We start from the raw sequence: 13,461 nt of genomic DNA on the forward strand, positions 1-13,461 counted from the left end.
TTTTAGCGATAATAATATTCTATTTTATAAAACTAGTAGAAAGGGGAATTTTCATGACAGCAACAACTACTACAGTATTAAAAAATTTTATTAAAGGGGCGTGGGTGGAGGCAAAGACGGAAAAATTTGAAACCGTTCCGAATCCGGCTACAGGGGAAGCGCTTGCCCGTGTTCCATTGTCCACCCGCGAAGACCTTGTTAGCGCAGTTCGAGTGGCCAAGGAAGCCTATAAAACCTGGAGCAAAACGCCGGTGCCAAAGCGGTCGCGAATTCTCTTTAAATATCAGCAATTATTAGTAGAACACTGGGATGAACTGGCAAAGCTGATCACACAAGAAAATGGGAAGAGCTTTAAAGAGGCCTATGGTGAAGTTCAACGCGGGATTGAATGTGTAGAGTTTGCCGCTGGGGCGCCATCGTTAATGATGGGTCGTCAGCTTCCCGATATTGCGACAGATATGGAGTCAGGGATGTACCGCTATCCAGTAGGTGTTGTCGGCGGGATCACGCCATTTAACTTCCCAATGATGGTGCCATGCTGGATGTTCCCGCTGGCCATTGCCTGTGGAAACACGTTTATTTTAAAACCATCTGAAAGAACACCGATTCTTGCCAACCGATTGGCAGAATTGTTTAAAGAAGCCGGTCTCCCAGACGGCGTCCTAAATGTTGTTCATGGTGCTCACGATGTTGTAAACGGTTTATTAGAACATAAAGATGTGCAAGCGATTTCTTTTGTTGGTTCCCAGCCGGTCGCGGAATATATTTATAAAACAGCTGCCGCAAACGGTAAGAGGGTTCAGGCTTTAGCCGGTGCCAAAAATCATACGATTGTAATGCCGGATGCCGATTTAGAAACAGCTGTGAAAGAAATCATCGGTGCAGCTTACGGTTCTGCTGGTGAAAGATGCATGGCTTGCTCTGTGGTTGTGGCTGTTGGTGATGTGGCAGAACCGCTGATTCAAAAATTAAATGCCAAAGCAGATGAAATTATTATCGGTAATGGCTTGGATGAGAATGTCTTTTTAGGTCCGGTTATTCGCGAGGAAAATAAAAAAAGAACAGCCAATTATATTGAAATTGGTGAACAAGAGGGAGCGACATTGATCCGCGACGGCCGAAAAGACCAAGCCTATCATGAAAACGGCTATTTTATCGGACCAACAATCTTTGACCATGTTCAGCCGTCAATGAGAATTTGGAAGGAAGAGATTTTTGCACCAGTTCTTTCCATCGTTCGTGTTGACAGTCTTGAAGAGGCAGTTGAGCTGACAAACCAATCTGACTTCGGTAATGGTTCCTGCTTATTTACACAAAGCGGCAGTGCTGTCCGCTATTTCAGAGAAAACATAGAAGTCGGCATGCTAGGCGTCAACATCGGTGTCCCAGCCCCAATGGCCTTCTTCCCATTCTCAGGCTGGAAAAACTCCTTCTACGGCGACCTCCACGCAAACGGCCCAGACGGAGTAGAATTTTACACAAGACGAAAAATGCTTACGGCACGCTGGTAAAATGAGGCGCGAGGCCGGTATTTATGCTTATTGCATAAGTACCGGCCTCATTTTTATAAACTGGAAGTTAAATTCATAATATTATCACATATTCCTCGGGAATGTTGTCGTTTTTTTATTATAATAAAAGTATAAAGGAAAACGATTTCAATCCTTACACAAAGCCTTGGTATTTAGTTAAAAACTTCAAAATAGAAAGGGGATTTTGACATGGACTACCGAGAAGTAAAGAACCAATTGGAGGAAACGAAACTTAAATTAATGAAAAAAGCAGAGAATCCCAAACTATCATTAGAAGAGAAAGAGAACATTCAACATTCCATTATTAATTTTGAATATATCATTGAATTAACGGATATGAATCATTATGAACGCGGTTTTGATTATGATAAATAGATAAATTGGGGCCAGGGAATCCTTCCATCATGGAGGTGCCTGGCTTTTTCAAATCGTTCTAAAATACAAGATAGATTCATATAATCAAACACAGGGGCGGTCTATGTATTGTCAATCCAATACGTGAATCGTCCCCGTGTTTTATTTTTTGGCAAGGAGGTGTAGACGTGAAGTATAGTTATCTATCGCACTTGTACTGCCCAAAATGTGACCAAACCTATGGTGTTCAAGAAAGGCATCAATTATGTTCGTGCGGTTCACCACTGCTGGTTGCTTATAACCTGGGAGAATTAAAGAATGTATTTCATCGTAATCAATTAAGGGAAAGAAAGCCGGATTTGTGGCGCTACCATGAGCTGCTTCCTGTCTTTGATGAGAAAAACGTTGTGTCCCTGGGAGAAGGAATGACCCCGATGCTCAAATTAAACGCTCTAGGGGAGAACATGGGCATTCAGCAGCTCTATATGAAAGATGAAGGCATGATTCCATCGGGATCCTTTAAATCGCGCGGGGCTGCTGTTGGCGTTTCAAAAGCAAAGGAGCTGGGGATTGAGCGAATTGCCATGCCTACAAATGGCAATGCCGGAGCGGCATGGTCGTTATATTGTGCCAGGGCAGGAATTCATTCCACAATTGTCATGCCTGTTGATGCTCCAGAAATAACCAGAAAAGAAGTTATCGCAGCGGGTGCTGATTTGTATCTTGTTGATGGATTAATTGGCGACGCTGGAAAAATTGTTGGCCAGGCAGTAGCAGAGCATGGTTTTTTTGATGCTTCGACTTTAAAAGAACCTTACCGCATTGAAGGCAAGAAAACAATGGGTCTGGAAATTGCCGAACAATTCGATTGGGAGGTTCCAGATGTCATTCTCTACCCAACGGGCGGAGGAGTTGGGTTAATCGGAATTTATAAAGCTTTACGGGAACTGCAGACACTTGGCTGGATTGATGCAGAAAAAATGCCTAGATTAGTAGCTGTCCAGTCAGAGGGCTGTGCACCAATTGTGAAAGCTTGGGAAGAGGGCAAATCAAATGCCGAAGCGTGGGAAGATGCTTCAACCATTGCGTTCGGGATTAATGTTGCAAAAGCCTTAGGAGATTTTCTAATTTTGGATGCCATTAAACAAACAAATGGCTGTGCTGTTGCAGTAAGTGATGAAATGATTTTACAAGAATTAAAAACAGCAGCATGTATGGAAGGGGCTTTCATTTGTCCAGAGGGTGCTGCGGCCTTTGCAGCCGCCAGACATCTGCATGAGAAGGGCTGGATCAGTACAAATGAGCGGGTTGTCGTTTTAAATACGGGAGCTGGAATTAAATATCCGGATACTATCCAAGTAAACGTACCTATTTTAAACCGAGGAGAAAAGATTCATAGACCCGGATAATCGTATGTACGATTTAAAAAAGGGGGATATCGAGTGAAGAAAAATTTGGTGGTTCAAATTATTGCAGCCTTTATCCTTGCCGTTATCGTGGGAGTTATTTTTGGCGAAAAAGCCTCAGTTGTCCAGCCGCTCGGAGATCTATTTTTAAGACTGATTAAATTCATCATCGTGCCATTGATTCTCTCATCGCTTGTGGTTGGCGTAACAAGTGCCGGTGATATCAATCAGCTTGGTCGTTTAGGCGGAAAAACAATTTCCTATTACCTGGTTACTACTTTAATCGCTATTATCATTGGTTTACTTGCGGGATATATTTTTCAACCCGGAACTGGAACAGGGCTAACCCTTGATGGTGCGAAGGTTGAAGCGAAAGAAACAGAGGGCGTTATTGCTACATTATTAAATATTATTCCTACCAATCCAGTCGAAGCGATGACGAATGGGGCTGTACTGCAAATTATCTTCTTTGCTATTTTCCTTGGTATTGGAATCACAGTTGTCGGTGATAAAGCAAAGCCTGTTCAGCAATTTTTCGAAGGATTTGCAGAAGTTATGTATAAAATCACCGCAATGGTCATGGTATTAGTACCAATCGGGGTTTTTGGATTATTAGCGCCAGTTGTTGGAAATTATGGGGCATCTGTCCTGCTGCCGCTGATGAAGGTCATCATTGCCATGGTTGTCGCTTGTATCGTGCATGTTGGGGTTACTTACACAATAGCTGTTAAGACGTTAGGTAAAATGAGCCCGATTAAGTTCTTCAAAGGGATTTTCCCTGCCGCCTCGGTTGCTTTTTCTACTTGCAGCAGTTCCGGAACCTTGCCAATTACAATGAAAAACGTTCAAGAAAATCTTGGGATTTCCAATAAAACGAGCAGCTTTGTATTACCTTTAGGTGCCACTGTTAATATGGATGGCACCGCTATATATCAAGGGATTGCTGTAATGTTTGTTGCCCAATATTTTGGTATCGATCTAACCTTCTCACAAATTCTTATGGTTGTTTTAGTTGGTACTTTGGCATCGATAGGAGCAGCAGGTGTACCTGGAGCAGGGCTAGTTATGCTGACAATGACACTTGCTGCCGTTAACCTGCCGCTCGAAGGCATCGCCTTAGTAGCTGGAATCGACCGGATTCTTGATATGTTCCGCACCTCCGTCAACGTCATTGGTGACACATCCTGCTGTGTCGTCGTAGAACCAAGAAAGAATGGGGACAGTTCTGCTGTTTCATAGATTAGATTCTAACTATAAAGTCAGCCCTATGGTATCTGTGAAAGATTTACTTTACCAAAGGACTGACTTTTTCTTAGAGTAGTGCCAGACACCAAAAAAGAAGAATTTGTCTAAAAATGCTGTCGTAAGTTTTTTTCAAATTTTTACAGCTATTGCTTGATTGCTAGTTTTTAACAATGGTAGAATTGGATTTGGAATTGAAAGCGCTATCAATTCCTTAAAGAGATATTTGTTAAGGGAGGAATAACATTTGAGTCAAGTAACAGTCGGTTTAAAAGAGAAGGTAGAAAAGTTTTTACTAGGAAAAAAGAAACTGTACATTGATGGTCAATTTGTTGAAAGTCTCTCTCAAAAAACATTTGATACGTATAACCCGGCAACCGGTGAAGTGCTGTCAGCTGTGTATGAAGCCGGACCTGAGGACATTGACCGTGCTGTAAAGGCAGCTCGAAAGGCATTTGATGAGGGGCCTTGGTCAAAAATGGGATCTGCCAAACGCAGCCGTCTCATGTATAAATTAGCCGATTTAATGGAGGAGCACCAAGCGGAGCTGGCCCAATTAGAAACGCTGGATAACGGAAAGCCGATTCGCGAAACAACCGCTGCGGATGTACCTCTCGCAATTGAACATATGCGCTACTATGCCGGTTGGTCTACAAAAATTGTTGGACAAACGATACCTGTTAATGGGCCATTCTTTAACTTTACTCGGCATGAAGCGGTAGGGGTTGTCGGCCAGATTATTCCGTGGAACTTCCCGTTATTAATGGCGATGTGGAAGTTAGGTGCTGCATTGGCGACAGGCTGTACGGTAGTATTGAAGCCGGCAGAACAAACACCGTTGTCTGCCTTATACTTAGCTGAATTAATTGAAGAAGCAGGATTCCCCCCTGGGGTCGTCAATATTGTCCCTGGTTTCGGCGAAACAGCTGGACAGCCGCTGGTGGACCATCCGCTAGTAGATAAAATTGCTTTCACCGGCTCAACTGAAGTCGGAAAGATGATCATGGAAAGAGCAGCTAAAACATTAAAGCGTGTAACTCTTGAGCTTGGCGGTAAATCACCGAACATCATTCTTCCTGATGCTGATCTGACTCGGGCGATTCCTGGTGCTTTAAATGGTGTTATGTTTAACCAAGGACAAGTTTGCTGTGCTGGTTCAAGAGTGTTTATCCAGAAAAAGCAATTTGACAACGTGGTATCTGATATGGTCAGCCACGCGCAAAAAATCAAGCAAGGTTCTGGATTGAACGCTGATACCCAAATTGGTCCACTAGTTTCAATTGAACAGCAAAACCGCGTTCTTGGCTATATTGAAAAAGGAATTAACGAAGGTGCCGAATTGTTGGTTGGCGGAGACAAGCCATTTGAACAGGGATATTTTGTCTCACCAACTATTTTTGCCGATGTTCGTGATGAAATGACTATTGCGAAAGAGGAAATATTTGGACCGGTTATTTCTGCGCTGCCATATGAAGACCTTGACGAGCTGATTAATCGTGCCAACAATAGTGAATACGGCTTAGCAGCTGGCGTATGGACTCAAGATGTAGCGAAAGCACATTATATTTCAAGCCGCCTTCGTGCTGGAACGGTTTGGGTCAACTGCTACAATGCCTTTGATGCCGCTTCGCCGTTTGGTGGATATAAACAATCCGGTATCGGCCGTGAAATGGGCTCCTACGCATTAAATAACTATACAGAAGTCAAGAGTGTCTGGATTTCAATGAAATAAAGTTCTGCAAAAAAGCTCTTCTCACATGAGAGGAGCTTTTTTAGGTTTTTTCTTTTACAGTGGGCTCCGTAATCTGTTCCATTTCGACTACCTTCTCGCTTTTAATGTTGGGAAGGGTTGTTCAGGCGGCCGGCGCAGGGGTAATCATGCCGCTGTTAATGACCGTATTTTTAACCATCTTTCCTCCTGAAAAACGGGGAGCAGCAATGGGGCTTATGGGTGTCGCCATTCTTTTTGCACCTGCCATAGGTCCGACTCTTTCAGGCTGGATTATTGGACATTATTCTTGGCGGATATTATTTGATATTGTCATCCCGTTTGGAATATTGTCCATCCTCATGTCATTTGCTTGGATGATTGATGTTACAGAAATCACTAAACCAAAATTTGATACACCTGGGTTTATTTTTTCAACCGTTGGATTAGGATTTTTACTATACGGCTTTAGTGAAGCAGGTAATAATGGCTGGGATAGTACAGAAGTGCTGGTTTCACTTATTGTAGGTGCCATTGGATTAATAGCCTTCATCTGGCGTGAATTAACAACAGACCAGCCGATGCTGGAATTGCGTGTGTTTAAATATGATATTTTTGCCTTAACTACTGTCATTGGGATGATTATAAACATGGCTATGTTTGCTGCCATGATCTTACTGCCAATCTACCTGCAAAATATTCGCGGCTTCCCCGCCCTAGATTCAGGACTATTAATGCTGCCAGGAGCAATTGTCATGGCCATTATGATGCCGATTTCCGGAAGGCTGTTCGACAGGATGGGGGCACGATGGCTTGCTGTTATTGGCCTAATTATTACTGTAATCACAACATGGCAATTTACAAAACTGACAACGTCAACATCCTATGGGTATATCATGCTGCTATATGTGATGCGGATGTTTGGTATGTCGTTTTTATCCATGACGGTACAAACAGAAGGGATGAACCAGCTGCCATTACGTCTGGCCGGCCACGGGACATCTGCTTCGAATACGGCGAGAACTGTTGCTGGGAGTCTTGGAACAGCCTTTCTTGTTACCGTTATGACAACAAGAAGTGATTATCATTCGGCTAATTTTTCTAATGTCATCACAAGTGCCAATCCGTATTTGGCAAACAAACTAGCTGAACTTGGTCACGGAATTGCGGCAATGGCAGGAATTCCTGTCCAAAAAGGCCAAATGCTTGCCACAACAACAATTTATGGCCAAGCTGTAAAAGAGGCAACCATCAGCGGCATCAACGACGCCTTCGTGGTAGCTACAGGCATCGCCACAGTTGCCTTAATTCTTGCCTTTTTTATCAAAAGAGCAAAACCAACAGCTGAATAAAAACATGGGGACGGCTCTCATGTTTCCTTTTTAGGAAACAGAAGGACCGTCCCTTTACTTCATTGATTATTCAGCATTTTTAATAATTCTCTTAAGGCGAAGGAATGGTAGGCGTCTTTTTTTGTGATGATACCCAGATTCCAGTATAGGGTTGGGTTTTGTAATGGCACGATTTTGACGTTTTTGTTGGTTTGTTTTTGGTAAATTAATTTGGGCAGGAGAGCGATGCCAAGCTTTGCCGAGACAAGTTCTAGGATTAGGTCCCATTGCGAACTTTGGTAAGAGACCTGGGGAGTGAATCCTTCGCTCTTACAAGCATCGATAATATAATCATGCAGGGCAAAGTCTTCTGAGAATAAAATAAAGCTTTCATGTTGTAAATCTTTTAAAGTGACCGTCGTTTTTTGAGCCAGTTCGTGGTGCTCATGAATAAATAATACGAATTCGTCTTGAAAAAATGGAAAAGTATGAAACATTGCCTCATCAGCAGGTAAGACCACTATCCCAACATCAATCTTCGCCTCATCAATAAGCCGGCCGATTACCTTCGCTCCTAATTCAACCAACTCTAGTGTGACTTTCGGATATCTTTCATTAAATTGTTGGGCAATCATCGGGAAAAATAAAGTTCCTATAAGCGGTGGAATGCCAAATTTTATTTCTCCCGCAGCAATGTCCCTCAGTTCATCCAGTAAAATATTTAACTCCGATAATGCAGCGAATGCTTTTTGACTCTGCTGATATACGATTCTGCCGGCATCAGTTAATCGCAGGTGTCTTGTCGAACGATCAAATAGTTCAACATCAAGCTCTTCCTCTAACTTTTTAACGGCTTTACTTAATGAAGGCTGTGTTAAAAATGAATGTGCAGCAGCATTAGTAAAGCTTTTAAAATCTGCTACTTCCATAAATGATTTTAAGTCCCTTAATTCCATCTTGATCACCTATTTATTCCTTCTGGGCATATTATTGATTATTTTTATTCATTTTACATATAAATTAACGCGATGTAAACTATTATAGGAAAACAATTGAGGCGCTAATAACTAATCAAGGAGCGGCGAAAATCATTACGTTTTTTTGTTCGATTCTATGATTGATGTTATTTTAAGTATTTTACAAAAATAATTTATCAAGGCGTTCAAAGAAGATTAAAACTTTTACATATGAAAAGAGGTGAATGATAGTGTTTAGTATAATTGTAGGTTTAGTATTATTAATGGGGTTAGCTTATCTGGGCTGGTCGATCATATGGGTGGCGCCTCTTGCTGCTGGAATTGTTGCCATATTAAGTGGTTTGAATGTTTTTGACACGTATACCGGGACCTATATGGATGGTTTAGTAGGATTTGTTAAGAACTGGTTCCCTATTTTCTTATTAGGCGCTGTTTTTGGTAAACTGATGGAAGATACCGGATCAGCTCGGTCCGTTGCGAAAAAGGTCACACAATTAATTGGAAAAAAACGTGCTATTTTAGGAGTATTAATTGCTTCTGCTTTATTAACTTATGGCGGTGTCAGCTTATTTGTCGTTGTGTTTGCCATCTATCCAATTGCACTTGAATTATTCAGAGAAGCAAATGTCACTAGAAAGCTGCTTGTGCCAACCTTTGCACTTGGTGCCTTTACGTTTACCATGACGTCCATGCCAGGAACACCGCAAATTCAGAACTTGATTCCAATGCAATATTTTCACACATCACCGACATCGGGAGTAATCGTTGGTATTATAACTACCATTATCATGGCTGTCGGCGGATATTTATGGCTGGCATTAAGAGCAAAGAAGTTTGCCGAAAGAAATGAAGTCTATACAGAACCAACTCATGCAGCTATTACAAATAAAAAAGGAGAGGAAAAATCGCCAAATTGGCTGCTTTCCTTAATTCCTCTTTTGGTTGTTGTAGTATTGTTGAATATTGTAAAATTGCAAGCCATCTATGCATTATTGCTGGGTATAATTAGTATCATGGTCATCCACTTCAAGTATTACAAGAAATTCATTTCTTCTATTAACGAAGGTGGAAAAGGTTCCGTCATGGCAATCTTAAATACCAGTGCCGCTGTTGGATTCGGCGCGGTTATTGCTGCAGTACCTGCATTTGATCATATTACTTCATGGCTGCTTCATGTTTCTAGCAATCCGTTAGTTGCTGAAGCTCTTTCGGTACAAATCATGGCTATCATTACAGGATCAGCATCCGGAGGGATGGGGATTGCACTCACTACCCTTGGTAAAACTTTTTACCATATAGCACAGGTTACAGGATTAAGTCCTGATGTACTTCATAGAATTGCTGCCGTTGCTTCAGGCGCTTCAATATTTCCAAATAACGGTGCATTATTAACGCTTTTAGCGGTAACTGGTTTAAGTCATAAAGAAACGTACAAAGACGTATTTGTCGTTGCATTTCTTATTCCAACTATCGCATTGATTATCGGTGTTATCTTAGGTGCAATAGGTTTAGTATAATTTTGAGGGAGGAAATTTATCATGGTTGAAAACAAAGTTGTCATTATTACTGGTTCTGGTCGGGGTATTGGGTTTGAAATTGGAAAGCATTTTGCTGAAAATGGAGCAAAAGTAGTTCTTTCCGATATCAACGAAGAAATGGTAAAAGAATCTGCTGAATCCTTGAAAAAATTAGGGTTTGAGTCAATCGGGATTAAAGCCGATGTAACTTCAGAAGAAGATCTTCAAAACCTAGTAAAAGTGGCGAAAGAAACTTACGGTACCGTCGATATTGTGATAAATAATGCAGGTTTACAATATGTATCACCGATTGAAGATTTTCCAACAGAAAAGTTTGTATTAATGCACAAAATTATGCTGGTCGCTCCTTTTATTCTAACGAAGGCTGTTTTCCCAATTATGAAGGAACAAGGGTATGGTCGAATTATTAATATTGCTTCGATTAATGGATTAATCGGCTTTGCTGGCAAAGCAGCCTACAATAGCGCCAAACATGGTGTCATTGGCTTAACAAAAGTGGCAGCCTTAGAAGGGGCAGAACATGGTATTACCGTTAATGCCTTATGTCCAGGCTATGTAGATACACCGCTTGTCCGCGGACAAATGGCAGATTTAGCGAAGACTCGCAACGTTCCTGTTGAAGATGTCTTAGCAGAAGTTCTGCTTCCATTAGTTCCACAAAAAAGATTACTGGATGTTAGTGAAATTGCAGATTATGCTCTTTTCCTAGCAAGTGATAAAGCAAAAAGCGTAACAGGGCAGGCCGTTGTAATTGATGGCGGGTACACAGCGCAATAATTTTGTTCTATGTTTCTAAATTATAATAAAGTTAAAGAAGGCTCCGCCGTTAATGAATCGGCTAGAGCCTTTTTTTAGTGTGAATTTCCTTCCGTGAAAATCTGAAAAAACACACCAAATTTATCAATTACACTGCCATAGGCAGGGCTGAAGAAGGTTTCTTGGAGCGGCATCTCTACTTTACCACCGTCTTTTAATGCATTGAAATATTTTCGAGCCTTTTCTTCGTCGTTTGTAGAAATACAGATCGTTACGTTTGTACCCATTTGATGAGCCTGGCCAGGGAAAGCATCAGAAAACATTATATCTGATTCACCAACTTTTATTGTTGCATGGCTGATCAAGTTTTTTGTATTCTCAGGAAGCGGGAATTCTGGGTTTTCTGGCATTTCTCCGAAGGATTGTTTGAAGAGAACTTGAGCGTCTAAAGCTTTTTCATAAAATTCAATTGCCTCATTAGCATTTCCATCCATTACAAAATAGGGGATCAAACGTACAGTCATTAAAATCGCTCCTTATGTATAAATTATATTTCTAATTAATGCGATAATCATGTTAATCGCTCGATATTACTAAAAACAACAGCATTTCCTATTATTACCGCTATTTTAATTATAAACCAAAGAACATTTGTTCGCAATATAGAAGTTGATTAATTTTGCGCATTAATACCAGAAAAGTTGAATTGGAAGAGGGATTTGTTTACGCTTAAAATAATTAGAAGAAAAGATTTTGACTGGAGAGCTTGTGGATGGATGATAAAACTAAATGGAATGCGAAATATAAAGAACGATTGAATGAACCGGAGGAACCGAAACCAAACAGTAGATTAAAGAGCTTGACCACATATTTCAGCGGGGGAACGGCACTTGATATCGCTTGCGGTCTTGGTGGTAACAGTATCCTTTTAGCAGAACATAACTATCTTGTCCAAGCGATCGATATATCGGACGTTGCCATCAAATTTGTTTAAGAACAAGCGGCAAAGAAACAGCTCAAAATCGATGCAAGGATTTATGATGTAACAAAATTGAATAACCTAATATGGGAAGATGGTACTTTCGATTTGGTGAATGTAACCTATTATTTAGATCGAATGCTTTTTCCAATAGTAAAAAAAATCGTAAAAGAAAAAGGTTATTTTTTTATGGAAACCTTCTACGATTCACCTAATACTAAAGAACAGGAGATTTCTAAGCAGTTCAAACTTCAGCCAAAAGAATTATTAAACGAATTCGCCGATTGGACAATTCATTACTTCGAAGAAAACGAAAGAGAGGGCCGTCAAACAATCCTATGCCAGAAAAAATGAAATGGGGAAGTTCCCTTGGTTTCATCCGATTTGATGAAACAGAAGAACCTTCCCCATAAGTGCTAAGCTTTTCTTGATACATATTCACGAACCATGTCAATGGTGACAATTTTTCGTTCTGGTATAAAGCGGAGGTTAATGTTATTTATTTGTTTGGTAACTGCATTTATTTTATCTGTTGTAAAGGGTTTGCCTTCTTTACATAAATTTATTGCTTCTTCAATATAGCTTTCCCGCTGTTGGTCCAGTTGTAGAAAAAATTGATATTCTTTATTTTGATTGGCTGCATGCTGGATTAACTCTTTATGTACGCTCATGATATCACTCCTAAGAATATGAATATAACGTAATCATATCATGAAATTAAAAAGGACTGTGAAAAAATTGTGGAGCAGGGCATTTTTTAGTTAAATAGGAAATAATGAATGAGTATATGTTATAATTTTTCAAACAAATTGTTTTAACCATATGGTTGAAAGGAGTGAATAAAGATATTTAGCCCTGTCTTTATTCGATCGCTTGTATATGCTGGCATAGGTTCTAACGCTCTAGCCATTATCGTTTGTCTGATATTTAGTGAATTCGTGTTCATTCCTGGAAAGTCAATGGTTTTAAGCATTTGGATTGCTGTTTATTTTATTCATAAAAAATTTCTAGGTACTTGGTAAATTATTTGGAGGAAAATATGTTAACTTTTGAAGAAAAACTTGCTATTATTGAACAATTCCCTGAATTGGAAAGAGTGAATGTATCACTTGGAAGGGTCAATTTCCAGTTTAATGAAAGTGTTTTTGATAAAAAAAATGTCGTTTATCACCTGCATCCAAACGGAAATGGCTTCGTCTATGGTGGACGTTTGACAAATTATCAGACCGATCAAAAAGGAATGGTCAATATCCGGGATTATTCAGCTGACGAGTTAAAAAAAATCCTAAGAGAGTCCATTAACAGTTTGTCGGCTGCAGAAACTATAAACTCAACCATTGAGGCAGCTATTGTAGGAGACAATCAAGAAGAACGCTGGGTAAATGAAAACAATGAAGTTCTTCTTTTAGTGTGTGAATTGGAGATATGGAATATTTATTTTGGACTAAATCTCGAAGAAACCTTTGACACCCGTGAAGAAGCGGAAATGTTTTTAGTGGATGAGGGATTTAGAAGAGCATAAATGATTATATTAAAAAAATTGGCCTGCTAATGAATAGCAGGCTAATTTTTTTTGACAAATAGGCATATATATTTATTATTTATTGAATTATGGGAAAATTTAATTAAATATATTGA

General features: G+C 40.2%; 13 protein-coding genes and 1 pseudogene. 11 read left to right on the top strand and 3 right to left on the bottom strand.

What is annotated here, in order from left to right:
• The first annotated feature begins 53 nt into the window (after positions 1-53).
• The 6 genes and pseudogenes from IE222_RS12515 to IE222_RS12540 all read left to right on the top strand — a co-directional run.
• Positions 54-1,511 carry a CoA-acylating methylmalonate-semialdehyde dehydrogenase gene (locus tag IE222_RS12515; RefSeq protein WP_191273261.1) on the top strand — a complete coding sequence of 486 codons (1,458 nt, stop codon included), beginning with the start codon at positions 54-56 and terminating at the stop codon, positions 1,509-1,511.
• Positions 1,512-1,721: 210 nt separating this feature from the next.
• On the top strand, positions 1,722-1,907 hold the full coding sequence (locus tag IE222_RS12520) for a DUF3896 family protein (RefSeq protein ID WP_191273263.1): 186 nt from the start codon (positions 1,722-1,724) through the stop codon (positions 1,905-1,907).
• A 167-nt stretch (positions 1,908-2,074) separates the two neighbouring features.
• Positions 2,075-3,295: a threonine synthase gene (locus tag IE222_RS12525; RefSeq protein WP_191273264.1), complete on the top strand. Its 1,221-nt coding sequence runs from the start codon at positions 2,075-2,077 to the stop codon at positions 3,293-3,295.
• A gap of 33 nt (positions 3,296-3,328) precedes the next feature.
• Entirely contained in the window at positions 3,329-4,531 is a 1,203-nt protein-coding gene (locus tag IE222_RS12530) for a dicarboxylate/amino acid:cation symporter (RefSeq protein ID WP_191273266.1), read from the top strand.
• Between the two features lie 250 nt (positions 4,532-4,781).
• Complete coding sequence (locus tag IE222_RS12535; RefSeq protein ID WP_191273268.1) at positions 4,782-6,266, top strand: aldehyde dehydrogenase family protein; 1,485 nt, start codon at positions 4,782-4,784, stop codon at positions 6,264-6,266.
• Between the two features lie 56 nt (positions 6,267-6,322).
• Positions 6,323-7,594, top strand: a pseudogene (locus IE222_RS12540) (DHA2 family efflux MFS transporter permease subunit); the annotation flags it as partial.
• A gap of 59 nt (positions 7,595-7,653) precedes the next feature.
• Here the strand turns inward: IE222_RS12540 and IE222_RS12545 are convergent.
• Positions 7,654-8,529, bottom strand: a complete 876-nt coding sequence (locus IE222_RS12545; protein WP_191273345.1) for a LysR family transcriptional regulator — start codon at positions 8,527-8,529, stop codon at positions 7,654-7,656.
• A 251-nt stretch (positions 8,530-8,780) separates the two neighbouring features.
• Between IE222_RS12545 and IE222_RS12550 the strand changes: the two genes are divergently transcribed.
• Complete coding sequence (locus IE222_RS12550; RefSeq protein WP_191273272.1) at positions 8,781-10,067, top strand: GntP family permease; 1,287 nt, start codon at positions 8,781-8,783, stop codon at positions 10,065-10,067.
• A gap of 21 nt (positions 10,068-10,088) precedes the next feature.
• Positions 10,089-10,865 carry a 3-hydroxybutyrate dehydrogenase gene (locus IE222_RS12555; protein WP_191273274.1) on the top strand — a complete coding sequence of 259 codons (777 nt, stop codon included), beginning with the start codon at positions 10,089-10,091 and terminating at the stop codon, positions 10,863-10,865.
• A 74-nt stretch (positions 10,866-10,939) separates the two neighbouring features.
• Here the strand turns inward: IE222_RS12555 and IE222_RS12560 are convergent, their stop codons facing one another.
• A complete protein-coding gene (locus IE222_RS12560; protein WP_191273276.1) occupies positions 10,940-11,368 on the bottom strand; it encodes a VOC family protein in 429 nt (142 codons plus the stop codon).
• A gap of 248 nt (positions 11,369-11,616) precedes the next feature.
• Here IE222_RS12560 and IE222_RS12565 point away from each other — a divergent pair, with 248 nt between their 5' ends.
• Together IE222_RS12565 and IE222_RS12570 are read left to right on the top strand one after the other, a co-directional pair.
• Entirely contained in the window at positions 11,617-11,838 is a 222-nt protein-coding gene (locus IE222_RS12565; RefSeq protein WP_191273278.1) for a class I SAM-dependent methyltransferase, read from the top strand.
• Between the two features lie 57 nt (positions 11,839-11,895).
• Positions 11,896-12,177: a hypothetical protein gene (locus IE222_RS12570; RefSeq protein WP_191273280.1), complete on the top strand. Its 282-nt coding sequence runs from the start codon at positions 11,896-11,898 to the stop codon at positions 12,175-12,177.
• 62 nt (positions 12,178-12,239) lie between these two features.
• On the opposite strand, the gene IE222_RS12575 is transcribed toward IE222_RS12570, so the two are convergent.
• On the bottom strand, positions 12,240-12,494 hold the full coding sequence (locus tag IE222_RS12575; RefSeq protein ID WP_191273282.1) for a DUF2533 family protein: 255 nt from the start codon (positions 12,492-12,494) through the stop codon (positions 12,240-12,242).
• A 368-nt stretch (positions 12,495-12,862) separates the two neighbouring features.
• Here IE222_RS12575 and IE222_RS12580 point away from each other — a divergent pair, with 368 nt between their 5' ends.
• Positions 12,863-13,345: a hypothetical protein gene (locus tag IE222_RS12580; RefSeq protein ID WP_191273284.1), complete on the top strand. Its 483-nt coding sequence runs from the start codon at positions 12,863-12,865 to the stop codon at positions 13,343-13,345.
• Positions 13,346-13,461: the final 116 nt, after the last annotated feature.

Source organism: Neobacillus kokaensis, from assembly GCF_014656545.1.
Lineage (GTDB): Bacteria > Bacillota > Bacilli > Bacillales > Cytobacillaceae > Neobacillus > Neobacillus kokaensis.